This is a genomic window from Nocardioides sp. SR21, from assembly GCF_022761125.1.
Taxonomy (GTDB): Bacteria; Actinomycetota; Actinomycetes; order Propionibacteriales; family Nocardioidaceae; genus Nocardioides.
In genome coordinates, this window is record NZ_JAKWJR010000011.1 from 29,061 (window position 1) to 53,287 (window position 24,227).

At 70.3% G+C, this 24,227-nt stretch carries 19 protein-coding genes and 1 tRNA gene; 8 read left to right on the forward strand and 12 right to left on the reverse strand.

Annotated elements, in window-relative coordinates; genetic code table 11:
- Nucleotides 1–31: 31 nt before the first annotated feature.
- Complete coding sequence (locus MJ604_RS19280) at nucleotides 32–1,759, reverse strand: hypothetical protein (protein ID WP_243060220.1); 1,728 nt, start codon at nucleotides 1,757–1,759, stop codon at nucleotides 32–34.
- 45 nt (nucleotides 1,760–1,804) lie between these two features.
- Between MJ604_RS19280 and MJ604_RS19285 the strand changes: the two genes are divergently transcribed.
- Nucleotides 1,805–3,055 carry a lipopolysaccharide biosynthesis protein gene (locus MJ604_RS19285; RefSeq protein WP_243060221.1) on the forward strand — a complete coding sequence of 417 codons (1,251 nt, stop codon included), beginning with the start codon at nucleotides 1,805–1,807 and terminating at the stop codon, nucleotides 3,053–3,055.
- Here MJ604_RS19285 and polA read toward each other — a convergent pair.
- On the reverse strand, nucleotides 3,052–5,721 hold the full coding sequence (gene polA / locus MJ604_RS19290) for a DNA polymerase I (protein ID WP_243060222.1): 2,670 nt from the start codon (nucleotides 5,719–5,721) through the stop codon (nucleotides 3,052–3,054). The genes MJ604_RS19285 and polA overlap by 4 nt on opposite strands.
- 42 nt (nucleotides 5,722–5,763) lie before the next feature.
- On the opposite strand from polA, the gene MJ604_RS19295 reads away from it, so the two are divergent.
- A complete protein-coding gene (locus tag MJ604_RS19295; protein ID WP_243060223.1) occupies nucleotides 5,764–6,195 on the forward strand; it encodes a PaaI family thioesterase in 432 nt (143 codons plus the stop codon).
- 353 nt (nucleotides 6,196–6,548) lie between these two features.
- On the opposite strand, the gene MJ604_RS19300 is transcribed toward MJ604_RS19295, so the two are convergent.
- Entirely contained in the window at nucleotides 6,549–7,130 is a 582-nt protein-coding gene (locus MJ604_RS19300) for a GNAT family N-acetyltransferase (protein WP_243060224.1), read from the reverse strand.
- Nucleotides 7,131–7,240: 110 nt separating this feature from the next.
- On the opposite strand from MJ604_RS19300, the gene MJ604_RS19305 reads away from it, so the two are divergent.
- The gene (locus MJ604_RS19305) at nucleotides 7,241–7,987 is read left to right on the forward strand and encodes a DUF554 domain-containing protein (protein WP_243060225.1); all 747 of its coding nucleotides are present in this window, start codon (nucleotides 7,241–7,243) and stop codon (nucleotides 7,985–7,987) included.
- Between the two features lie 170 nt (nucleotides 7,988–8,157).
- Nucleotides 8,158–9,480 (forward strand): ABC transporter substrate-binding protein, encoded by a 1,323-nt coding sequence (locus MJ604_RS19310; protein WP_243060226.1) that lies wholly within the window; start codon nucleotides 8,158–8,160, stop codon nucleotides 9,478–9,480.
- A 227-nt stretch (nucleotides 9,481–9,707) separates the two neighbouring features.
- On the opposite strand, the gene MJ604_RS19315 is transcribed toward MJ604_RS19310, so the two are convergent.
- From MJ604_RS19315 to MJ604_RS19340, 6 genes are all read right to left on the reverse strand, one after another.
- Entirely contained in the window at nucleotides 9,708–10,499 is a 792-nt protein-coding gene (locus MJ604_RS19315) for an ABC transporter ATP-binding protein (RefSeq protein ID WP_243060227.1), read from the reverse strand.
- The gene (locus MJ604_RS19320) at nucleotides 10,496–11,482 is read right to left on the reverse strand and encodes an ABC transporter ATP-binding protein (RefSeq protein ID WP_243060228.1); all 987 of its coding nucleotides are present in this window, start codon (nucleotides 11,480–11,482) and stop codon (nucleotides 10,496–10,498) included. The genes MJ604_RS19315 and MJ604_RS19320 overlap by 4 nt, the downstream gene beginning before the upstream one ends.
- Nucleotides 11,475–12,659, reverse strand: coding sequence for a branched-chain amino acid ABC transporter permease (locus MJ604_RS19325; RefSeq protein WP_243060229.1), 1,185 nt, complete (start codon nucleotides 12,657–12,659; stop codon nucleotides 11,475–11,477). Before MJ604_RS19325 ends, MJ604_RS19320 begins: the two co-directional genes overlap by 8 nt.
- 15 nt (nucleotides 12,660–12,674) lie before the next feature.
- A complete protein-coding gene (locus tag MJ604_RS19330) occupies nucleotides 12,675–13,931 on the reverse strand; it encodes a branched-chain amino acid ABC transporter permease (RefSeq protein ID WP_243060230.1) in 1,257 nt (418 codons plus the stop codon).
- Between the two features lie 234 nt (nucleotides 13,932–14,165).
- Nucleotides 14,166–14,765: a response regulator gene (locus tag MJ604_RS19335; RefSeq protein WP_308194159.1), complete on the reverse strand. Its 600-nt coding sequence runs from the start codon at nucleotides 14,763–14,765 to the stop codon at nucleotides 14,166–14,168.
- Nucleotides 14,766–14,811: 46 nt separating this feature from the next.
- Nucleotides 14,812–15,021: a hypothetical protein gene (locus tag MJ604_RS19340; RefSeq protein WP_243060231.1), complete on the reverse strand. Its 210-nt coding sequence runs from the start codon at nucleotides 15,019–15,021 to the stop codon at nucleotides 14,812–14,814.
- Between the two features lie 109 nt (nucleotides 15,022–15,130).
- On the opposite strand from MJ604_RS19340, the gene MJ604_RS19345 reads away from it, so the two are divergent.
- The 4 genes from MJ604_RS19345 (at nucleotide 15,131) to MJ604_RS19360 (ending at nucleotide 16,567) form a co-directional block, all read left to right on the forward strand.
- A tRNA-Leu gene (locus tag MJ604_RS19345) sits at nucleotides 15,131–15,206 on the forward strand.
- An 83-nt stretch (nucleotides 15,207–15,289) separates the two neighbouring features.
- Nucleotides 15,290–15,763: an SRPBCC domain-containing protein gene (locus tag MJ604_RS19350; RefSeq protein ID WP_243060232.1), complete on the forward strand. Its 474-nt coding sequence runs from the start codon at nucleotides 15,290–15,292 to the stop codon at nucleotides 15,761–15,763.
- A complete protein-coding gene (locus MJ604_RS19355) occupies nucleotides 15,760–16,122 on the forward strand; it encodes a metalloregulator ArsR/SmtB family transcription factor (RefSeq protein ID WP_243060233.1) in 363 nt (120 codons plus the stop codon). Before MJ604_RS19350 ends, MJ604_RS19355 begins: the two co-directional genes overlap by 4 nt.
- A 1-nt stretch (nucleotide 16,123) precedes the next feature.
- Entirely contained in the window at nucleotides 16,124–16,567 is a 444-nt protein-coding gene (locus tag MJ604_RS19360; RefSeq protein ID WP_243060234.1) for an SRPBCC domain-containing protein, read from the forward strand.
- Nucleotides 16,568–16,615: 48 nt separating this feature from the next.
- Here MJ604_RS19360 and pyk read toward each other — a convergent pair whose 3' ends face one another.
- The 3 genes from pyk to gltB form a co-directional block, all read right to left on the reverse strand.
- The gene (gene pyk / locus MJ604_RS19365) at nucleotides 16,616–18,076 is read right to left on the reverse strand and encodes a pyruvate kinase (RefSeq protein ID WP_243060235.1); all 1,461 of its coding nucleotides are present in this window, start codon (nucleotides 18,074–18,076) and stop codon (nucleotides 16,616–16,618) included.
- A gap of 63 nt (nucleotides 18,077–18,139) precedes the next feature.
- Nucleotides 18,140–19,606: a glutamate synthase subunit beta gene (locus MJ604_RS19370; RefSeq protein WP_243060236.1), complete on the reverse strand. Its 1,467-nt coding sequence runs from the start codon at nucleotides 19,604–19,606 to the stop codon at nucleotides 18,140–18,142.
- Nucleotides 19,599–24,143 carry a glutamate synthase large subunit gene (gene gltB / locus MJ604_RS19375; RefSeq protein ID WP_243060237.1) on the reverse strand — a complete coding sequence of 1,515 codons (4,545 nt, stop codon included), beginning with the start codon at nucleotides 24,141–24,143 and terminating at the stop codon, nucleotides 19,599–19,601. Before gltB ends, MJ604_RS19370 begins: the two co-directional genes overlap by 8 nt.
- Nucleotides 24,144–24,227: the final 84 nt, after the last annotated feature.

The window sequence follows — 24,227 nt, forward strand, 5'->3', positions numbered from 1 at the left end:
GGCATTTCAAAGCATTTCCGACGAGCCTGATCTAGAACACGTTCCGATGGGCTCGCGTACGCCGCCGCAGCAGGGCCGCGACCGCGGCGGCGAGGGTGCCGAGCCCGGCGAGCCACGCCACGGCCATGGCCACCTCGCGCGCCGTGCCGGCCCTCGCGGGGTCGGCTCCGGGCAGCTCCCAGACGACCAGGTCGGTGCCCTCGTGGACCACCGGCAGGCCGGCGAGGTCGGCCGACGGCGCGGCGTCGCCGACCATCTCCTGAGCGTCGCGCTCGAGGACCACCCACGCGATCCCCTCCGCGGCGAGCGCGCCGGCGAGCGCCTCGGGCTCCAGGTCGGACTCGAGCAGGTCGCTGACCCGGGCCGCGCGCTGGTCCTCCCCCGCGATCGCCTCGCCGTCGACGTAGAGCACGTCGCTGGCGAGGTAGTTCGGCGTGAGGTACCGCCCGGTCGGGTCCAGCGTGGGCCGGTCGTCGTTCCAGGACGGCAGCCGGTAGGAGCTGAACGGCAACAGCAGCACGTCACCCTCCACCCCGGCGTCCTGCCGCTCCTGGATCGCGCTGCGCGCGGCGGCATACTCCTCCGGGTAGTCGACGGCCGACAGCCGTCCGGCGAGGGCGAGCCCGAGGTCGGGCATCAGCGCGAGCGGCACCAGCGCCAGCACGGTGGCGACCAGGATCCTGCTGGCCCGCTCCGCGACCTTGGCCACCAGCACGGCGGCACCGGTGCCGAACAGGCTCGCGGCCAGCGGCGCCAGCAGCGCGACGAACCGGGAGCCGTCGCGGAACAGCCCGCCGCCCGGGATGTTCGCGACGACCCAGCCGAGCAGGTCCGGTGCGACGCTGCCGACCAGCGCGACGACGAGCCCGATCACGGCGGCGAGGCCGAGCCCGAGCCGGTCCCGGAGCAGCACGCGCGAGCGCCACGTGCTCACGCCGACCAGGCCGACCGCCACCACGACGACGAGCTGCACGACCGCCGCCCAGCCCTCGCGCGACGGCGGCACGACCTCGGCGTTCCAGATGCCGCCCAGGCCGAGCAGGGTGAGCGGTAGCGGGAGGTAGCCCTCGGCGCGCGCGGCGAAGGCTTCGACGCCGCGCGGGTCGCTCAGCGCTCCGCTGCCGTGGAGCGCGCCGGCGACCAGCCAGGGCGCGTTCACCGCGACCGCGGCGGCAGCGACGAGGACGGAGCGTCGTACGGCGTCCCTGCTCCGGCCCGCCACGCAGACGATCGCGAAGACGGCGGCGATGACGCCCCCGGCGGCGCTGAGGCTGGCCAGGCCGAGCCACAGCACGAGCTGCGGGAGCGTCCGCTCCCCTGCCCGGCCGCGGCGGGCCGCGTCGTAGATCCACGGCAGCGCGGCGTAGGTGAGCAGCAGCGGCCAGTGGCCGATCCCCAGCCGCTCGGCGACGAAGGGGCTCCACAGGTACAGCGAGGTCGCAGCCAGCTGGGCGGCGACGCTGTCGTCGGCCACCAGCCGCCGGGCGCCGGTGCCGGCGAGGCCCAGGGCCGCCAGCAGCAGGACCTTCTGGAGGACGTCGCCCGGCACGACCGTGTCGAGCGCCGCGACCACGGCGTCCGACGGCACGGCGCGCGGCAGGCCCGTGCCGAGGCCGAGGAAGTCCGACCGCATCGCCAGGTCCGGGACGAAGACCATGTCGTACGTCAGGACGTAGCCGCGGCCCAGCAGCGGGCCCAGCACCAGGAACGCCAGCAGCCACGGCCAGAGCCGCACGAGCACCAGCTGCGGACGGCTCACCGGCCCAATGTATCGAGGTCAGGGCGGTCTCGTAGGCTCTGCGCCGTGACGAACGGCCGGTCGACGACGCTCTGGCGGTCCGGCGCATTCGTGGCCGTCGCCATGGGCGTCATGAACGTCGGCACGTACGGCTTCCAGATCATCGCGGCCCGCGCCCTCGGCCCGAGTGAGTACGGCGCGGTCGCCAGCCTGATGGCCGTGCTCATCGTGGTCGCCGTGCTGCAGCTCGGCCTCCAGGCCACCGCGGCGCGCCGGATCGCCGGCCAGCCCGGGCACGTCGCGCAGATCGAGCGGGAGATCCTGCGCGTCACCTACCGCGCCGCCCTCGCGCTCGGCGCCCTGATGCTGGTGCTCTCGCCGGTCGTCTGGCAGGTGCTGCGCCTCGACGGCCTCGCGCCCGCCATCGTGCTCGCGGTCGCCGCCGTACCGGTCACGATCATGGGCGGCCAGGCCGGCATCCTCCAGGGCGAGCGCCGCTGGCAGCCGCTCGGCCTGCTCTACCTGGGCGTCGGCATCCCCCGCGTCGTGATCGGCACCGTCTGCGTGGCGATCAGCCCGACCGAGACCGGCGCGCTGGTCGGCGTCGCGATCGCGATGTGGGTCCCGGTCGCGATCGGCTGGTGGGCGCTGCGAGCCCACCGCGACCCGGGCGAGACCAGCGAGGAGCACCGGATCCGCCCGATCGCCGCCGAGGCGGTCACCGCGTCGCTGGCGCTGCTCGCGTTCTTCCTGCTCTCGAACATCGACATCATCGTCGCCCGCAACACCCTCGACGAGCACGACGCCGGCCTGTACGCCGGCGGCCTGATCCTCACCAAGGCGGTGCTGTTCCTGCCGCAGTTCGTGGTCGTGATCGCGTTCCCGGCGATGTCGACGGCGAGCGAGCGCCGCAAGGCGTTGGTCCGCAGCCTCACGCTGATCGCCGCGCTCGGCGCGGTGTGCATCGCGGGCGCATGGCTGCTGTCCGACCTCGCGCTGGTGTTCGTCGGCGGCGACGAGTACGCCGAGGTCGAGTCGAAGCTGTGGCTCTTCGCCGTGCTCGGCACGGTGCTCGCGATGCTGCAGCTGCTCGTCTACTCCGTGCTCGCACGCCGCGGCACCCGCTCGACGTACCTCGTGTGGGCCGCGGTCGTGGTCATGGTGCTCGCCACGCTCACCGCCAGCTCGCTCGACACCCTGCTGGTGACGGTGATCGTCGTCGACACCGCGCTGCTCGTAGTGCTGACGGCGATCAGCTTCTGGCGCCTGCGCGAGCCGATCCCCGAGCCGGACGCGCAGGTTCCCCTGGCTGGTTAGTGAGCGGCCTCGTGCCAGCTGCGGCCGAACCCGACCGACACGTCGAGGGGTACGGCGAGGTCGGCGGCGCTGCCCATCTGCTCACGGACCAGCGCCTCGATCGCGTCCTTCTCCCCCGTCGCGACCTCGAACACGAGCTCGTCGTGGACCTGGAGCAGCATCCGCGACTTCAGCCCGGCGTCGAGGATCGCGCGGTCGACGTTCAGCATCGCGATCTTGATCAGGTCAGCCGCTGAACCCTGGATCGGCGCGTTGAGCGCCATCCGCTCGGCCATCTCCCGGCGCTGGCGGTTGTCGCTGGTCAGGTCGGGCAGGTAGCGCCGCCGGCCCTTGATGGTCTCGGTGAAGCCGGTCTTGCGGGCCTCCTCGACGACACCGCCGAGGTAGTCGCGGATGCCGCCGAACGTCTCGAAGTACTCGTCCATCAGGCCGCGCGCCTCGCCCGGCTCGATGCCGAGCTGCTGGCTGAGGCCGAACGCCGACAGCCCGTAGGCGAGGCCGTAGTTCATCGCCTTGATCTTGGCGCGCTCCTCCGTGCCGACCTGGTCGGCCGGCACGTCGAAGACCCGCGCCGCGGTGATCGAGTGGAAGTCGTGGCCCGACCTGAACGCCTCGATCAGCAGGGCGTCCTCGGACAGGTGCGCCATGATCCGCATCTCGATCTGGCTGTAGTCCGCGGTCATCAGGCACTCGTAACCGGGCCCGACCATGAAGCCTTCGCGGATCCGGCGGCCCTCCTCGGTGCGGACCGGGATGTTCTGCAGGTTCGGGTCGGTGCTCGAGAGACGTCCGGTCGCCGCGATCAGCTGGTTGAACGTCGTGTGGATCCGGCCGTCGCCGGCGACGGTCTTGAGCAGCCCCTCGATGGTCTGCCGCAGCCGCGACACGTCGCGGTGGCGCAGCAGGTGGAGCAGGAACGGGTGCTCGGTCTTGACGTACAGCGCCTGCAGCGCGTCGGCGTCGGTCGTGTAGCCGGTCTTGGTGCGCTTGGTCTTCGGCATGTCGAGCTCGTCGAACAGCACCACCTGGAGCTGCTTGGGCGAGCCGAGGTTGATCTCCTTGCCGATGACGGCGTACGCCTCCTCGGCGGCGTTGCGCACCTCGGTCGCGAAGTGGCCCTCCAGCGTCTCGAGGTGCTCGGCGTCGACGGCGATGCCGGTCTGCTCCATCTTCGCGAGCAGGTCGACCAGCGGCAGCTCGATGTCGTTGAGCAGACGGGTGCCGCCGCGCTCCTCGAGCTCCTCGTCGAGGGCCGCGGCCAGGTCGAGCACCGCCCGGGCGTGCAGCATCTCCACCTCGCCCGCGGAGTCGTCCTCGAGCCCGAGGCTGAGCTGACCGTCGTCGACGGCGCCGCCGGTCTTGAGCTCGCGCTTGAGGTAGCGGACCGTCAGGTCGGCGAGGTCGTAGGAGCGCTGGTCGGGGCGGGCGAGGTACGCCGACAGCGCGGTGTCGCGGTCCAGCCCGGACAGCGGCATCCCCCACGCCGCGAGCGCGAGCATCGGGCCCTTGGCGTCGTGCAGCACCTTGGGCTGCGTCGGGTCGGCGAGCCAGGTCGCGAGGACCCCCTGGTCGGCGGTGTCGAGGTCGTCGGCGCCGATGAACGCGGCCGTCCCGGCCGTGGTCGCCAGCGCGAGTCCGGTGACGTCACCGGAGCCGGCGCCCCACCGGCCCACGACGTGCACGCCGACCCGCTCGCCGGCAGCGGCGTGCTCGGCGAGCCAGGGTCCGAGCTCCCCCGCGCCGAGGAGCTTTGTCGACATGTCGAACCCGCCCTCCTCGATCTCCTCCTCCGAGGAGAGGGTCTCGAAGAGCCGGTCGCGCAGCACCCGGAACTCCAGGCCGTCGAACAGCGTGTGCACCTCCTGCCGGTCCCACGGCTGCAGCGCGAGGTCGGTGGGACCGAGGTCGAGGTCGAGGTCCCGCACCAGTGCGTTCAGCTGGCGGTTGCGGATCACGTCGCCGAGGTGCTCGCGCAGCGCCTCGCCCTTCTTGCCGGTGATCTGGTCGGCGTGGGTGATGACGTTGTCGAGGCCGTCGTACTCGTTGATCCACTTCGCGGCGAAGCCCTGACCCACACCGGGGACACCCGGGAGGTTGTCGGAGGTCTCCCCGACGATCGCGGCCAGCTCGGGGTAGCGGCTCGGCGGGACCTTGTACTTCTCCTCGACCGCGGCCGGCGTCATCCGGGCCAGGTCGGACACCCCGCGCATCGGGTAGAGCACCGTCGAGCGCTCGGTCACCAGCTGCAGCGAGTCGCGGTCGCCGGTGAGGATCAGCACCTCCATGTCGTCCTCGGCGAGCGCCTGGGTCACGAGCGTGGCGATGATGTCGTCGGCCTCGTAGCCGTCCTTCTTCAGGAACGGGATCCGCAGCGCGTTCAGCACCTCCTCGATCAGCGGCAGCTGGCTGCTGAACTCGGAGGGCGTCTTGTTCCGCTTCGCCTTGTACTCGGAGTACTGCTCCAGGCGGAACGTCTGGCGCGACACGTCGAACGCCACACCCACGTGCGTGGGCTGCTCGTCGCGCAGCACGTTGATGAGCATCGAGGTGAAGCCGTAGACGGCGTTGGTGTGCTGGCCGGTGGTCGTGGAGAAGTTCTCCACGGGCAGCGCGAAGAACGCGCGGTAGGCGAGCGAGTGACCGTCGAGCAGCAGCAGGCGTGGCACCCTGCGACTCTATCGGCGCCCGCCGACAGGCAGGATGGCGACATGAGCGACGAGCTGAACATCGACGACTTCCTCGCCCAGATGCCCCACGGCATGGGTGGCCTCAACGAGAAGATGGGCATCGAGCTCGTCGAGATCTCCGCCGAGCGGGTCGTCGCGACCATGCCCGTCGAGGGCAACACCCAGCCCTACGGCCTCCTCCACGGCGGCGCCTCCGTCGTGCTCGCCGAGACCCTCGGCTCGATCGGCTCGGCCATCCACGCCCACCCCGACCGCCTCTCGGTCGGCATCGACATCAACGCCACCCACCACCGCTCGGCCACCTCGGGCGTCGTGACCGGGACCGCCACCGCCATCCACCTCGGCCGCACCAGCGCGTCGTACGACGTCGTCATCACCGACGAGCGCGGCAAGCGGGTCTGCACCTCCCGCATCACCTGCGCCCTGCTCCCCAAGGAGCGCCTCGTCGGCTGATCGGAACCGCGCCAGCGGGTCCGATCGTCGGTGGTCGAGTAGGACGTCGCGACTGAGGAACGAAGTCGCCAAGGAGCGCCTCGTCGGCTGATCGGAACCGCGCCAGCGGGTCCGATCGTCGGTGGTCGAGTAGGACGTCGCGACTGAGGAACGAAGTCGCCAAGGAGCGCCTCGTCGGCTGATCGGAACCGCGCCAGCGGGTCCGATCGTCGGTGGTCGAGTAGGACGTCGCGACTGAGGAACGAAGTCGCGACGGTCGTATCGAGACCCGGTGACGCGAGAACCGGGGCCGAGTGGTCTCGATACGCCGTCGCTCGTTCCTCGCGACGGCTACTCGACCAACGAGGCGGTTGTCAGCCCTCGGCCGAGGCTCGCGACCTCCGCAGCGACCGCCGCGCCGCCAAGACCTGAGTCAGCTGACGCCCGCCCGCCCCCGACTGCCGGGCCGGGCGGCGCTGGGCACCGAGCCGGTTGCGGACCGCGTGGGTCGTCGCGACGCGCAGGACGGCGTACGGCCCGAGGGCGATCCGCGCCATGAAGCGGTTGGCGTCGCGCGAGCCGGCCACGGCGGCCGTGGCGACGTGCCCGACGCCGAGGTCCTCGGCCCAGGTCACCGCTGCGTCCATCAGGGCGCTGCCGATGCCGTGGCGTTGAAAGCGCGGCAGCACGTGCGGCGACAGCGCGCGGACGACCGGCTCGAGGTTGAGAGCGGACATCGTGGTCGTCTGGAGGTGCACGGCACCGGCGAACTCGCCGTCGTACTCCGCCACCACGATGCGCTCGTCGACCGAGTCCGTGAGCCTCGCGAGCACCGCCTCCATGTCGACCACCTGGTCCTCGGGACCGGTCCGACGCAGCACGTCGGTCCACAGCCCGGCGAGGTCTGCTGCGTCGCTGAGAACCGCTGGACGCAGGCACACCAATGAGCGGGTCATCGAGTCATTACCTTTTCGACCTCCGCCTGTTCGCCGTGTCTCCTGTCCCCCGAACACGGCACCACTGCACGAGACTACGCTCAGGGCCGCTGTCCTGTCAGAGGAGTCCTGTGATCCCCGGTATCGGCACCGCCGTGAACGTCGCCACCGTCCTGCTCGGAGCCACCCTGGGGGTCCTCCTCGGGAACCGCCTCCCGACCCGCACCCGCGACGTCGTGACCGACGGGCTGGGCCTGCTGACGCTCCTGATCGCGGGTACGTCGGCGATGGCGGTCCTCAGCGACGACCTGACCGACGAGGTCGGGACCGGCGCCCCGATGCTGATCGTGCTGGGGGCACTGCTGCTGGGCGGGATCGCCGGCTCGCTGCTCCGGCTCGAGTCCCGTGTCGAGGGCCTCGGCGGCTGGCTGCAGTCGCGGCTGAGCGGTGAGACCGGCTCGGTCGAGCGGCACCGGTTCATCGAGGGCTTCGTGGTGACGTCGCTGCTCTTCTGCACCGGGCCGCTGACCATTCTCGGCTCGCTGAACGACGGCCTGGGGAACGGCGCCGAGCAGCTCTACCTGAAGTCCGCGCTGGACGGGTTCGCCGCGATCGCGTTCGCCGCGTCGTTCGGCTGGGGCGTCGCCGCGAGCGCGATCACCGTGCTCGTCGTGCAGGGCTCGCTGACCCTGCTGGGGCTCGGACTGGGCGACGTCCTGCCCGACGCGCACCTCGCCTCGCTGGAGGCCACGGGCGGGCTGCTGCTCGTCGGCGTCTCCTTCCGACTCTTGCGAGTACGCGAGATCCCGGTGGCCGATCTCCTGCCCGCCCTGCTGTTCGCGCCAATTCTTTGCGAATTGGCGGTCGCGCTTCATTGACGTAACGGTTCGCTAACGACAGGGTGGCGCCCATCCCGTTGCCAGACTGCCGGTCCTACGGTGGCAGGGCTATGCCCAACCTTTCGGGGGGCGGGCGCGGTGAAGTGCATCAACGCGACAGAAAGGTTCACCCCGTGAATCGAACGAAAACCGCCTCGTGGGTCAGGCTGATGGCGGGCACTGCCGTCCTCGGTCTCGCCCTGGCAGCCTGCGGCAGCGACTCCGAAGGCGGAGACGAGCCGACGGCCGAAGACACCCCCACGGCTACCGCCTCTGAGGAAGCTCCGCCGGCAGACACATTCACCGACGACAAGTGCTCGGCAGCCCAGACCAGCGCGGACACCCTCCGCGTCGGCGGAATCCTGCCGCTCACCGGAAGCCTCGCCTTCCTCGGCCCGCCGGAGATCTCCGGTGTCGGCCTGGCCGTCTCCGACATCAACGCCGCCGGTGGCGTCGCGGGCGCCCAGGCGTGCCACGACGTCCAGGACTCCGGTGACTCGGCCGACATGTCGGTCTCGACGCAGTCCGCCGGCACGCTGGTCGCCACCAAGCCGTCGGTCGTCATCGGTGCCGCGTCGTCCAGCGTCTCGCTGAACGTCGTCGACACCTTCGCCGACAACAAGATCGTCCAGATCTCGCCGGCCAACACGGCCGTCGACCTCTCCGGCTACTCCGACTGGTACTTCCGGACGGCTCCGCCGGACGGCGTCCAGGGCAACGCGCTCGGCACCCTGATCACCAACGACGGCTACTCGAAGGTCGGCTTCCTGGTGTTCAACGACACCTACGGCACCGGTCTCCGCAACGCCATCGAGGCGACGGTCACGGCCGCTGGCGGCGAGTGCACGTACGGCTGCGAGGGCAACGGCGAGGAGTTCCCGCCGGCTCAGACCACCTTCTCGGCCGAGGTCGGAGGCGTTCTCGCCTCCAAGCCCGACGCGATCGTGATCCTGGCGTTCGACGAGACCAAGTCGATCGTGCCGGAGCTGAAGTCGCAGGGCTGGGACATGTCCAAGACCTACTTCTCGGACGGCAACACGGCCGACTACAGCGAGGACTTCGCCAAGGGCACCCTCGAGGGCGCTCAGGGCACCATCCCCGGTGCCGACCCGGACCAGACCTTCAAGGACCGGGTCAGCGGTTGGGCCGAGGTCGGCCTGGGCGAGCCGCTCAGCGACTACTCGTACGCCGCTGAGTCCTACGACGCCACCATCCTCGCCGCGCTCGCCGCGGTGAAGGGCGGCGCCACCGACCCGGCGACCATCCAGAAGAACCTGGCCGCGGTCTCGGGTGCCACGGACGGCGAGGAGTGCACCACCTACGCCGACTGCGTCGCCCTCCTCGATGGCGGCAGCGAGATCCGGTACACCGGTCCCTCGGGCATCGGTCCGATCGACGACGAGAACGACCCGTCGTCGGCGTTCGTCGGCATCTACACCTTCAACGCCGACAACAAGAACGAGCTGACCTCGGCCGTCGAGGGCAGCAAGTGATCTGAGGCTGGTTCCTGACTCGTCAGGGCATCAGTCAGCAGCAACGCGAAGGGCCCCGGACCTCACGGTCCGGGGCCCTTCGTCATGCCCGGGGTCCACCCGCCGTCGTACCGCCTGGCTCCGGGGCGACAGCTCGTCCGATGTCACGGCCGCGCCCCACGGGTGCCCAGGAGTGCACGAAGGCCCCAGACCGGCGGTCTGGGGCCTTCGTGGAGGTGCTCTGCGGTCTAGTGCTCGCGCGACTCGTCGACGTCCTTGGCGAGGGTGCCGAGGTACAGCTCGATCACCTTCGGGTCGTTGGCCAGCTCGCGGCCACCGCCGGTGTAGGCGTCCCGACCCTGGTCGAGCACGTAGCCGCGGTCGCAGATCTGCAGGCAGCGGCGGGCGTTCTGCTCCACCATCACGACACTCACGCCGGTCTTGTTGATCCGGCGGGCACGCAGGAACGTCTCGTCCTGGCGCACGGGCGACAGACCCGCGGACGGCTCGTCGAGCAGCAGCACCGAGGGCTCCATCATCAGCGCCCGTGCCATCGCCAGCGACTGGCGCTCACCACCGGAGAGCGCGCCGGCGCTCTGGTTGCGGCGGTCGTGGAGGACCGGGAACAGGTCCCACATCGCGGCGAGCCGCTCCTGCACCTTCTTGGGGCGCAGGTAGAGCCCCATCCGGAGGTTCTCCTCGATGCTCAGCGAGGGGAAGACGTTGTTGGTCTGCGGCACGAAGCCGACGCCCATCTCCACCAGCTTGTTGGTGCGGAGGTTCGTGATGTCCCGGCCGCCCAGCATCACCGAGCCGGAGTGGATCCTCACCAGGCCGAACATCGCCTTCAGCAGCGTCGACTTGCCGGCGCCGTTCGGGCCGATGATGCCGATCATCTCGCCCGGATAGGCGACCAGGCTGCACCCGTTGAGGATGTTCACGCCCGGCAGGTAGCCGGCGACCAGGTCCTTGGCCTCGATCACCGCGTCCGTCCGGGTCGGCGTCGCGGTACCCGCGCCGCCCTGCTGCTGCTCACTCATCGAAGGCCCTCCGCCTCTTCCTCGGCCTCACGTTCGGCATCCTCGGCCGCGACCTCCTCGGCCAGCTCCTGCATGTGCTCCTCGCTCAGCAGGGCGTCGTCGCCGAGGTCGGTGTCGTGGTGCGCACCGAGGTAGGCGTCGATCACGGCCGGGTCCGACATCACGGTGTCCGCGGAGCCTTCCGCGACCAGCCGGCCCTCGGCCATCACCGCGACCCAGTCGGAGATGTGGCGTACGACGTGCATGTCGTGCTCGACGAACAGCACGGTCATGCCCTCGTCGCGCAGCGACTGGATGTGCCCGAGCAGCGACTGCGTCAGCGCCGGGTTCACGCCGGCCATCGGCTCGTCGAGCATGATCATCTTCGGGTCGCTCATCAGCGCGCGGGCCATCTCGAGCAGCTTGCGCTGGCCGCCCGACAGGCTGCCGGCGTAGTCGTACTTCTTCTCGTAGAGCTTGAAGCGACCGAGCAGGTCATCGGCCTTGGCCTCGATCGCCCGCTCCTGGGCACGCCAGGTCGGGCGGAACATCGACTTGAAGAGGTTCTCGCCGGCCTGGTCCTGCGCTCCGAGCATCATGTTCTCGATGACCGTCATCCGGCTCAGCGCCTTCGTGAGCTGGAACGTGCGGACCATGCCCGCACGCGCCACGCTGGACGCGCTGGTCTTGTCGAGCGTGCGCCCGTCGAAGGCCCAGTGCGCGCCCTTGCCCGCGCTGGTCGGCCGGTCGAAGCCGGTGATCAGGTTGAAGAACGTCGTCTTGCCGGCGCCGTTCGGGCCGATCAGCGCGGTGATGAGCCCACGCTGGACCTCGAGGTGCTGGACGTCGACGGCGGTCATGCCGCCGAACTGACGCACGATGTTGTCGACCACGAGGATCGAGTCCGGCTTGCTGGCGCCCGGGGTGGCCTCGAAGCCACCGACCAGGGCCGCGCGAGCGGCCGGGTCGGCGAGTCCCGACGGGTTGATGGTGTGCTCAGACATTGAAGCGCAGCTCCCTCTTGTCGCCCAGGACGCCTTGCGGCCTGAAGATCACCAGCAGCATCAGCGCGACGCCGACCACGATGTAGGAGAAGAAGGCAGCCTCCTGGGTGTTCAGGATGCTGTCGGGGACGTAGGCACGCGAGGCCTGGAAGATGAACGCGCGGCCGACGTAGAACATGATCGTTCCGAGGACCGGCCCGAAGATGGTCGCCGCGCCACCGAGCAGCAGCGCCGTGTAGCAGAAGAATGTCAGCGTGCGGCCCATGGAGTCCGGCTGAACACTGCTGGCGAGCACGTAGACCATGCCGCCGAGAGCACCGAACAGACCGCCGATGATCAGCGCCTGCATCTTGATCGCGAAGACGTTCTTGCCGAGCGAGCGGATCGCGTCCTCGTCCTCGCGGATACCGCGCAGGAGGCGGCCCCAGGGGCTGCGCACCAGCAGGTAGACGATGAAGCAGCAGACCGCCACGAGCGTCCAGGCGACGAAGCGCAGCCACCAGCCGTTGACGCCGACCTTCTGGTAGTCCAGCGGGAACAGGAACAGCAGCAGGAAGACGCTGAACACGACGAGCAGCACGACCAGGCCGTTGCGGGCGACGCCGCTGAACTTGTCACCGCTGCGCAGCAGGTAGACGAGCGATGCGATGGCCCCGATCGCGATCGCCCAGCCGAGCAGTCGCACCCAGACGGCGCCGTCGGCGACGTCGTGGTAGTTGAACGGGAGCAGCACCCAGGAGCCGCCGCCGGTGAACGGCCAGAAGGCCACGCTCCGGAACGGGTCGCTGTACTGGCTGCCCGGGATGCCCTGCGCCGAGCCGGTGAAGTCGGTCAGCAACGACGATCTACCGACGTACCTGATGATCTCGGCGGCCGAGATCGTGACGATCGCCAGATAGTCACCGCGCAGCTTCAGCGTCGGGACACCGAGGATCAACGCGAAGATCAGGGCGGCTCCGAGGCCGAACAGGATGCCGACCGCGAACGGCAGGCCGTGCCACACCGAGATGCCCATGCCGTAGGCGCCGAGCAGCATGAAGCCGGCCTGGCCCATGTTGAGCAGCCCGGTGAAGCCGAAGTGGATGTTGAGGCCGATGACCGCGATCGCGACCGCCGCCGTACCCGGCGACAGCATCTCGCGCATCATGCCGTTGAGAATCAGCTGGATGTTGTCCATGATCCGTCCCCTTCCTCAGCCGACCCGCTGCGGCTTGCCGAGGAGGCCCTGGGGCCGCACCAGCAGGAGCAGGATCAGGATCAACAACGCGGTGGCGTACTTGAAGTCGCCCGGCATGCCGAACACCGGCGCGAGCTCGACCACCAGACCGATGATCAGCGCACCCAGGAGCGCACCGAACGCGGTGCCGAGGCCACCCAGCGTGACCGCCGCGAAGAGCAGCAGCAGGATCTGGAGACCCGAGTCCCACTTGATGCCGTTCACGACCAGCGCGTAGAGGATGCCGGAGAGGCCGGCGAGCCCCATCGCGACCGTCCACACGAGGCGGATCACCTTGTCGGTGTCGATGCCGGAGGCCATCGCGAGGGCCGGGTTGTCGGAGACGGCGCGGGTCGCGCGACCGACGCGGGTCCGCAGCAGCGCGAAGCCGACGGCGGAGAGCACGACGACCGAGATCACCATCGCCACGATCGACTGGTGAGTGATCGTGACCGGGCCGAACGTCGAGACCTCGGGGTTGTCCTGGACGACGCGGACGGTGCGGGCGCCGACGACCAGCTGGTAGGTGTACTGCAGCGCCAGCGAGAGACCGATGGTCACGATCATCATCTGGGTCAGGCCGAGACCTCGGCGGCGTAGCGGCTGCCAGAGCCCGCGGTCCTGGAAGTAGCCGGTACCGGCACAGAAGACCACGACGCAGATGCCGCCGAGCCAGAGTGGGAGCCCCCACTGGTTGACGAAGAAGTAGCCCATGATGCCGCCGAGCGTCACCTGTTCGGCGTGCGCGAAGTTCGAGAGCCCGGTGGTGCCGTAGATCAGCGAGAGGCCGACCGAGGCGAGCGCGAGCAGCAGACCGAGACGCAGACCGTTGACGGTGCTCTGGATCAGCTCGTCCACCTTGCTGGTCTCGGCGCTGTAGTCCTCGGAGCGGAGCTGGAGGATCGCGCCGAAGGACTTGCCGAGCTGGTCGACCTTCACGTCGACGGTCTCGTTCTCGAGCTCGAAGCCGTCCGGCAGGGTCTTCGCGTCGGCGGAGACGACGTAGTCACCGGTTTCGGTGATCTCGAAGCTCCACTTGCCGTCGTCGCCGGTGGTGACGCGCTGCTCGGTGCCGTCCGGGGCGGTCAGGATGACGTCCACTCCGGCGATCGGCTCGGCGCGGCTGCCCATGGTGCTGGCGATGCAGGCCGTCTCGTCGGCCTTCGGGAGGCACATGACGGTGACGGCGCTCGCCGATCCCGAGGTCATCAGCACGAGGAACGGGGCGAGCAACAGCGCAAGCAACAGCCCCGCTGTTCCCCTGACCACCGTCCGCTCGCGGACTGCGTGTGGTGACGTCAAGTCGGTCCTCCCATCCAGGAGCCCGGTCCGGGCTCGGGGGGCAGTCTAGGGGCCAAGGACGTGTGCGGCGCCACATCGGGGGGCCTTGACGCGCGGGTCGGCGCAGGCCTTTACCGAAGCGTGACCGAGAGGTGATCTGAGAGGGCGTATCAGAAGGCGGGCTGCTCAGCCGGCGAGGTCGGGTCCGTGCTCGATGACACCGTCGGCGACCTGGCGCATCGACAGCCGCAGATCCATCGCGGTCTTCTGGATCCACCGGAACGCGTCCGGCTCGGAGAGCTGCAGCTGCTTCTGGAGCACCGACTTCGCGCGCTCCACCGCCTTGCGGGTCTCCAGCCGCTCGGTCAGGTCGGCGACCTCGGCCTCGAGCATCGCCAGCTCGGTGAAGCGGCTGACCGCCATCTCGATCGCCGGCACCAGGTCCGACTTCGAGAACGGCTTGACGAGGTACGCCATCGCGCCGGCGTCACGGGCCCGCTCGACCAGGTCGCGCTGGGAGAACGCGGTCAGCATCACGACCGGCGCGATCCGCTGCCCGGCGATCTGCTCGGCCGCGGCGATGCCGTCGAGGACGGGCATCTTCACGTCCAGGATCACCAGGTCGGGGCGCAGCTCCTCGGCCATCTGGATCGCCGCCGCCCCGTCGCCGGCCTGGCCGACGACGTCGTACCCCTCCTCGGCGAGCATCTCGGCGAGATCCATCCGGATCAGCACCTCGTCCTCGGCGATGACGACGCGACGGGACGGCTCGGCAGGCTGGCTCACGGGGAGCAGATTATCCGGCCGCCACCCCGGCGTACGCCGGGAGGCGTCAGGCGGGACGGCGGACCGGGGCCACGACCGGTCGCTGGACCGGACGCTGGGCCGGGCCCTGGGCCGTGCGCTGGGCCGGTCGCTGGGCCAGGTACAGCTCGACCTCCTGGCGTTCGACGCGTCGCCGGTTGAGCTCGGTGGCCGACGCACGAGCGTTGCCGATCGCCCGCTCGTTGCTGCCCCTGCTCCACGTCCACGGCTTCCACATGTCGATCCTCCACGGTCCCGAGCACCCCTGACCCGATAACTGTAGTGGTTTAGTCGACTTTGGCAAGAGGGGTGTCGGCGCGGGGTCGGCTAGGGTTTTCGCGCTGCCGGCCCCGGTAGCCCAACGGCAGAGGCAGTGGTCTCAAACACCATCCAGTGTGGGTTCGAATCCCACCCGGGGCACCAGCTCCACGATGCGCAACCGATGGTTGCGCATCCGCGCTCGTCGTCGTAGCCTGATGCAACCAAAGGTTGCGAGAGGTGAGGACATGACGACGCAGAGCAGGGAGCACGGGCCGATCGTGCGGGACATCCGGATCGACGCTTCGCCCGAGGTGGTGTTCGAGGTGGTCAGCCGCCCCGAGCACGTACGGGAGTGGTGGCCCGACGACGCGGGCTTCGAGTCCGTGGCGGGAGCCCTGGGCGAGCTGGTCTGGCGCAACACCGAGACCGGCGAGACGACCACGGTGCTGATGAGCGTCGTCGAGGTCGACGCACCGCGGCTCTTCTCCTTCCGGTGGTGCTTCCAGGAGCCGGACCGCGGCGGCGACTCGCTGCTCGTCACGTTCGAGCTCATCCCGGACGACGGCGGCACCCTGCTGCGGATGACCGAGACCGGGTGGCGCGAGATGGGCTGGGAGATCGCGGTCCTCGAGGAGCACTACCAGGACCACATCGACGGCTGGAACCACTACATCCCCCAGCTCGGCGCGTACGTCGCCCGCCTGGTGGCGACGCCATGAGCGCTACCGCGGTCGACGACGACCTCTGGTCCGCGATCGGCGACCCCACGCGGCGCACGATGATCGACCTGCTGCTCCGCGAGGGCAACGGCACCGCCACCTCGCTCAGCGAGCGGCTGCCGGTCACCCGGCAGGCGGTGTCGAAGCACCTCGCCGTCCTCGACCGGGTGGGACTGGTGCACGCCTCCCCCGCCGGCCGGGAGCGGCACTTCCAGGTCGACGAGGCCCAGCTGGCCCGGGCCGTGGCCCAGCTGGCCGCCGTGGGCGACGCGTGGGACGCCCGCCTGCGCCGGATCAAGCGCCTCGCCGAGCAGATCCAACAGACCCAGAACACCCAGAACACGAACGAAGGAGAGTGAGATGGTCGACATCCTGCACCGCGTCGGCGTGATGGCGCCGCTCGACGAGGTCTACCGCGCGGTCACGACCCGCGAGGCCCTGGCCGACTGGTGGACCACCGACACGAAGGGCACCGGCGACGTCGGTGACACGCTGGCGTTCCGCTTCGGCGAGGCCGGCGGCTTCGACATGGAGGTCCTCGAGCTCGACCCGTCGGGCCGGGTCCGCTGGAAGGTCGCCGACGGCCCCGAGGAGTGGATCGGGACCGAGATCGACTGGCGGCTCGACCAGCGCGGCGACTACACGATCATCCAGTTCGGCCACCACGGCTGGACGGAGCCCGTGGAGTTCATGCACCACTGCAGCACCCGCTGGGCGACGTACCTGCTGAGCCTCAAGGAGCTCGTCGAGACCGGGACGGGGAAGCCGCACCCGCACGAGGTCCCGATCAGCGACTGGACCTGACGGCTGCGAGCGACGACGCGCCGCGAGGTGCGTGCTCGGGGTGTGCTGCTACTGGTGGTAGGCGGGGGCCAGCTCGTTGATGGCGTCGCCCATCCGGTGGATGCGCAGGGCGTTGGTCGAGCCGGGGATGCCCGGGGGCGACCCGGCGATGATCACGACGAGGTCGCCCTCGCGCACCCGGCCGATCTGGAGCAGCTGCTCGTCGACCTGGCGGACCATCTGGTCGGTGTGCTCGACGAACTGGGTCAGGAACGTCTCGACGCCCCACGTCAGCGCCAGCTGCGAGCGCACCGCCGGCACCGGGGTGAACGCGAGGACCGGGACCGGGCCGCGCAGCCGCGACATCCGGCGCGCCGAGTCACCGCTGGTGGTGAACGCGACGACGTACTTCGCGCCGACCCGCTCGGCGACCTCCTCGGCCGCCTTGGCGATCACGCCACCGCGGGTGTGCGGGTCCCAGTCGATGACCTTGACCTCGCCGAGGCCGTCGCGGTCGAGCGCGTGCTTCTCGGTGGCCGCGATGATGCGGGCCATCGTCTCGACGGTGTGCACGGGGAACTCCCCCACGCTGGTCTCGCCGGACAGCATCACGGCGTCCGCGCCGTCGAGGACGGCGTTCGCGACGTCGGAGGCCTCGGCGCGGGTCGGCGCCGGGTTCGAGATCATCGACTCGAGCATCTGGGTGGCGACGATGACGGGCTTGGCGTTGAGACGCGCCTTCTCGACGATCGTCTTCTGCAGGAACGGCACGTCCTCCAGCGGACACTCCACGCCGAGGTCGCCGCGGGCGACCATGAAGCCGTCGAACGCGGCGATGATCTCGTCGAGGTTGTCGATCGCCTGCGGCTTCTCGATCTTGGCGATGACGGGGACGTGCACGCCCTCCTCGTCCATGATCCGGCGCACGTCCTCGGCGTCCTTGGCGTCGCGCACGAAGCTGAGCGCGACGAAGTCGACGCTGAGGCGCAGCGCGAAGCGCAGGTCCGCGATGTCCTTCTCCGACATCGCGGGCACCGACACCGCGACGCCGGGCAGGTTGATGCCCTTGTTGTTGCTGGCCTTGCCGCCGACGAGCACCTCGGTGTGGACGTCGGTGTCGTTCTCGACCCCGGTCACCCGGAGCCGGATCTTGCCGTCGTCGATGAGGATCGGGTCGCCGACGTTCACGTCGCCGGGCAGGCCCTTGTACGTCGTCCCCGCGATCTCGGCGTCGCCGGGCACGTCGCGGGTGGTGATCGTCCACGCCTGGCCGCGGACCAGCTGGACCGGGCCGTTCTCGAACTTCTCCAGGCGGATCTTCGGGCCCTGGAGGTCGGCGAGGATGGCCACCCCGTGCCCGCTGGCGTCCGAGGCCTCACGCACGAGGCGGTACACCTCGGCGTGGTCCTCATGACTGCCGTGGCTCATGTTCATCCGGGCGACGTCCATCCCGGCGTACACGAGTTCGCGGATCCTCCGGGGGGTGTTCACCGCCGGGCCGAGGGTGCAGACGATCTTGGCTCTACGCACGTGCCTACCCTACCGCCACTTTGATCGTTCAAATACCTAACTCGCCCGGCGGTCCCCCGAAGATCACACGACGAGCGGCCGCTCCGTCGGCGGGATCGGCGCCGGCAGCGTGGTCGAGCCCGTGAGGTACTCGTCCACCGCGGCCGCGGCGGCCCGGCCCTCGGCGATCGCCCAGACGATCAGCGACTGGCCCCGACCGGCGTCGCCGGCGACGAACACGCCGTCGACCGAGGACCGGTACGACGCGTTGCGCGCGACGTTGCCCCGCTCGTCGAGGTCCACGCCGAGCTGCTCGACGAGGCCGGCCTTCTCCGGGCCGAGGAAGCCCATCGCGAAGAGCACCAGCTCGGCCGGGATCTCGCGCTCGGTGCCCTCGATCTCGGTGAGCCTGCCGCCCTCGAAGACCACGTCCACCAGGCGCAGCGCCCGCACGTTGCCGTTCTCGTCGCCCAGGAACTCCTTGGTGGAGACGCCGTACACGCGGTCGCCGGCCTCCTCGTGCGCCGAGGAGACCCGGAAGATCATCGGGTAGGTCGGCCACGGCTGGCCCGCGGGCCGGGCGGCGGGCGGCTCGGCCATGATCTCGAGCTGCGTGATCGACGCGGCGCCGTGCCGGGTGGACGTGCCGAGGCAGTCCGCGCCGGTGTCGCCGCCGCCGATGATCACGACGTTCTTGCCGGTCGCCAGGATCTGGTCCTCGACCGTCTCGCCGACCGCGACGCGGTTGGCCTGCGGCAGGAACTCCATCGCCTGGTGGATGCCGCCGAGCTCGCGCCCCGGCACCGGGAGGTCACGCGGCTCGGTCGCGCCCATGGCGAGCACGACGGCGTCGTACCGGTCCTTGAGCTGGTCGCCGGTGAGCTCGGCGCCGACGTCGACGCCGGCGCGGAACACCGTGCCCTCGCGGCGCATCTGCTCGAGGCGCTTGTCGAGGTGCTGCTTCTCCATCTTGAACTCGGGGATGCCGTAGCGCAGCAGGCCACCGATCTTGTCGGCGCGCTCGTAGACCGCGACGGTGTGGCCGGCGCGGGTGAGCTGCTGGGCGGCCGCGAGGCCCGCCGGGCCCGAGCCGACGACCGCGACGGTGCGGCCCGAGAGCCACTCCGGCGGCTGCGGCCGGACCAGGCCGGACTCCCAGGCCTTGTCGATGATCGAGACCTCGACGTTCTTGATCGTCACCGGGTCCTGGTTGATGCCCAGGACGCAGGCGGTCTCGCACGGCGCGGGGCACAGCCGCCCGGTGAACTCCGGGAAGTTGTTCGTCGCGTGCAGGCGCTCGATCGCGCCCTCCCAGTCGTCGCGCCAGACCAGGTCGTTCCACTCCGGGATGATGTTCCCGAGGGGGCAGCCCTGGTGGCAGAACGGGATGCCGCAGTCCATGCAGCGCCCGGCCTGGGTCTTGATGATCGGGAGCAGGGCCCGCCCGGCGCTGCCGGGGTAGACCTCGTTCCAGTCGTTGACCCGCTCGTCGACGGGGCGGCGGGTCGCGACCTCGCGGCCGTTCTTGAGGAATCCCCTCGGGTCAGCCATGGAGAGCCTCCATCATCGCGTGGGCGGTCTCGTTCTCGTCGAGGCCGTCGGCTTCCGCCTTGGCCTTGGCTTCCAGAGACTTGCGGTAGTCGGTGGGCATGACCTCGGTGAACCGCGTCAGTGCGGTCTCCCAGTCGGCGAGCAGCTCCTCGGCGACCGTCGAGCCGGTCTCCTCGAAGTGCGCGCGCACGAGCTCCTCGAGCTCCTCGGCGGCGGCGCCGACCACGGGACCCAGCTCGACGAGCTCGGGGTTGACCCGGCCCGAGTTGAGGTCCAGGACCCAGGCGATGCCGCCGGACATGCCGGCCGCGAAGTTGCGGCCGGTCGGGCCGAGCACGACCACGCGTCCGCCGGTCATGTACTCGCAGCCGTGGTCGCCGACGCCCTCGGTCACGGTCCGGGCGCCGGAGTTGCGCACGCAGAACCGCTCACCGACACCACCGCGGATGAAGATCTCTCCCCCGGTCGCGCCGTACCCGATCACGTTGCCGGCGATGATCTGCGCGCTGGCGTCGAACGTCGCCGCCCGGTCGGGGCGGACGACGATCCGACCGCCCGACAGGCCCTTGCCGACGTAGTCGTTGGCGTCGCCCTCGAGGCGCAGCGTGATGCCCTTCGGCACGAACGCGCCGAACGACTGGCCCGCCGAGCCGGTGAAGGTGATGTCGATGGTGCCGTCGGGCAGGCCCGCGCCGCCGTACTTCTTGGTGACCTCGTGGCCGAGGATCGTGCCGACGGTGCGGTTGACGTTGCGGATCGCGACCTGGGCGCGCACCGGCTCGCCGGACTCGATCGCCGGCCGGGCCAGCGGCACGAGGTCGGTGACGTCGAGCGCCTTGTCGAGACCGTGGTCCTGGCTGGTGGTGTTGCGCAGCGAGGCGCCCTCGGGCAGCTCGGGCCTGTGCAGGATCGGCGACAGGTCGAGGCCGGCCGCCTTCCAGTGCCCGACCGCCTCGCGCACGTCGAGCGCGTCGACCTGGCCGATCGCCTCGTCGAGGGTGCGGAAGCCGAGCTCGGCGAGCAGCTCGCGCACCTCCTCGGCGATGAACTCGAAGAAGTTCACGACGTACTCGGCCTGGCCGCTGTAGCGCTCGCGGAGCACCGGGTTCTGCGTCGCGACACCCACGGGGCAGGTGTCGAGGTGGCAGACCCGCATCATGATGCAGCCCGAGACCACCAGCGGTGCCGAGGCGAAGCCGTACTCCTCCGCGCCGAGCAGCGCGGCGACGACGACGTCGCGACCGGTCTTGAGCTGGCCGTCGGTCTGCACGACGATCCGGTCGCGCAGGCCGTTCAGCAGCAGGGTCTGCTGGGTCTCGGCGAGGCCGAGCTCCCAGGGACCGCCCGCGTGCTTGAGCGAGGTGAGCGGGGCCGCGCCGGTGCCGCCGTCGTGGCCGGAGACCAGCACGACGTCGGCGTGCGCCTTCGAGACACCGGCCGCGACCGTGCCGACGCCGACCTCCGAGACCAGCTTCACGTGGACGCGGGCGCGCGGGTTGGCGTTCTTCAGGTCGTGGATCAGCTGGGCGAGATCCTCGATCGAGTAGATGTCGTGGTGCGGCGGCGGGCTGATCAGGCCCACGCCCGGCGTCGAGTGCCGGGTCTTGGCCACCCACGGGTACACCTTGTTGCCGGGCAGCTGGCCGCCCTCGCCGGGCTTGGCGCCCTGCGCCATCTTGATCTGGATGTCGTCGGAGTTCGTGAGGTACTCCGCGGTCACGCCGAAGCGGCCGGACGCGACCTGCTTGATCGAGCTGCGGCGCTCCGGGTCGTAGAGACGCTCCGGGTCCTCGCCGCCCTCGCCGGTGTTGGACTTCGCGCCCAGCCGGTTCATGGCGATCGCGAGGGTCTCGTGCGCCTCCTTCGAGATGGAGCCGTACGACATCGCGCCGGTCGAGAAGCGCTTCACGATCGCCGAGACCGGCTCGACCTCGTCGATCGAGACCGGCTGGCGGCCGCCCTCCGAGGCGTCCTTGAAGCGGAACAGGCCGCGCAGCGTCATCAGCCGCTGCGACTGCTCGTCGACGCGGGAGGTGTACTGCTTGAAGACGTCGTAGCGACCGGTGCGCGTCGAGTGCTGGAGGCGGAACACCGTCTCCGGGTCGAACAGGTGCGGCTCGCCCTCGCGGCGCCACTGGTACTCGCCGCCGATCTCGAGCTCGCGGTGCGCCGGGGCGATGCCGCCACGGGGGTACGCCGCAGCGTGCCGACGCGCGACCTCCTCGGCGATGGTGTCGAGCTCGACGCCGCCGAGCTTCGAGGTCGTGCCGGTGAAGTACTTGTCGACCAGCGACTGCGACAGGCCGATCGCCTCGAAGATCTGCGCGCCGGTGTAGGACGCCACCGTGGAGACGCCCATCTTCGACATGACCTTGAGGACGCCCTTGCCGAGCGCCTTGACGAGGTTCTTGACCGCCTTCTCCGGGTCGGAGGTGACGTAGTAGCCCTCGCGGGCGAGGTCCTCGACGGACTCCATCGCGAGGTACGGGTTGACCGCGGCCGCGCCGTACCCGACGAGCAGCGCGACGTGGTGGACCTCGCGCACGTCGCCGGCCTCGACGAGCAGGCCGACCTGGGTGCGGGTCTTCTCGCGGACCAGGTGGTGGTGGACCGCGCCGGTGAGCAGCAGCGACGGGATCGGCGCGAGCTCGGCGGTCGAGTGCCGGTCGGACAGCACGATGACACGGGCACCGTCGGCGATCGCCGCGGACACCTCCTGGCAGATCTCGTCGATCCGCTCGGCCATCGCCGCGCCGCCGCCCTCGACGGAGTACAGGCCCCGGGCCACGTGCGTGATGAAGCCCGGCATGTCGCCGTCACGGTTGATGTGGCGGATCTTGGCCAGGTCGTCGTTGGAGATGACGGGGAACGGCATCACGACCATCCGGCACGACGCCGGCGCCGGCTCGAGCAGGTTCGCCTCCGGGCCGATGGTGCCGGCCAGCGACGTCACGAGCTCCTCGCGGATCGCGTCGAGCGGCGGGTTCGTCACCTGGGCGAACAGCTGGGTGAAGTAGTCGAACAGCAGCCGCGGCTTCTGGCTGAGCGCCGCGATCGGGGTGTCGGTACCCATCGACCCGAGCGGCTCGCCGCCGCTGTTGGCCATCGGCGTGAGGATGACCCGCAGGTCCTCCTCGGTGTAGCCGAAGACCTGCTGGCGACGGGTGACCGAGGCGTGCGTGTGCACGATGTGCTCGCGGTCCGGGATGTCGTCGAGGTGGATCAGGCCGGCGTGCAGCCACTCGTCGTACGGGTGCTCCGCGGCGAGCTCGGACTTGATCTCGTCGTCCTCGATGATCCGGTGCTCGTCGGTGTCGACGAGGAACATCCGGCCCGGCTGGAGCCGGCCCTTGCGGACGATCGAGGCGGGGTCGAGGTCGAGCACGCCGACCTCGGACGCGAGCACGACGAGGCCGTCGTCGGTGACCCAGTAGCGCGACGGGCGCAGGCCGTTGCGGTCGAGGACCGCGCCGATCTGGGAGCCGTCGGTGAACACCACGCACGCGGGGCCGTCCCACGGCTCCATCAGCGCGGAGTGGAACTCGTAGAACGCGCGGCGCTTGGCGTCCATCTCGGCGTGGTTCTCCCACGCCTCCGGGATCATCATCAGCACCGAGTGCGGCAGCGAGCGGCCACCCATGTGCAGCAGCTCGAGGACCTCGTCGAACGACGCGGAGTCCGAGGCGCCCGGGGTGCAGATCGGGTAGAGCCGCTCCAGGTCGCCCGGGATCAGGTCGGAGTCGAGCAGCGCCTCGCGGGCGCGCATCCAGTTCCGGTTGCCCATGACGGTGTTGATCTCACCGTTGTGGGCGATGAACCGGAACGGGTGCGCCAGCGGCCAGCTCGGGAAGGTGTTCGTCGAGAAGCGGGAGTGCACGACGGCCAGCGCCGAGGCGACGCGCGGGTCGACCAGGTCGGGGAAGAAGTAGTCGAGCTGCTCGGTGGTGAGCATGCCCTTGTAGGCGAGCGTGCGCGACGACAGCGACGGGAAGTAGACGTCGGTCTCGCTCTCGGCCCGCTTGCGCAGGCAGAACGCCAGGCGCTCCAGGGCCATGCCGGTCACGCGCGAGCCGGCGCCGGCGACGAACAGCTGGCTGAACGCCGGCATCACGCCGAGCGCGGTCGAGCCGAGCACGTCGGGCTGGACCGGGACCTCGCGCCAGCCGAGGACCGAGAGGCCCTCCTCGACCGCGATCTCCTCGATCCGGCGGCGGGTCTTGGCGACCTGCTCCTCATCACCCGGCAGGAACGCCGTGCCGACGGCGTACGAGTGCTGCGCCGGCAGGTCGAAGTCCACGACCTCGCGCAGGAACGCGTCCGGCACCTGCATGAGGATGCCGGCGCCGTCGCCCGAGTTGGGCTCGGCGCCCGCGGCGCCTCGGTGCTCGAGGTTCTTCAGGGCCGTGAGGGCCTTGACCACGATGTCGTTGCTGGCAACGCCGGTCAGGGTCGCCACGAAGGCCACGCCACAGGCGTCCTTCTCGTGGCGGGGGTCGTACAGCCCTTGGGGCGGCGGGAACGCGTGCGAGTAGGGCACCGGGTTCTCCCGTCGTCTCTGCGCCGCGCGGCCCCACGACGTTGTCGAGGCCGGCGCCGGCGGTGCGGTGATGTCAATCGCTGC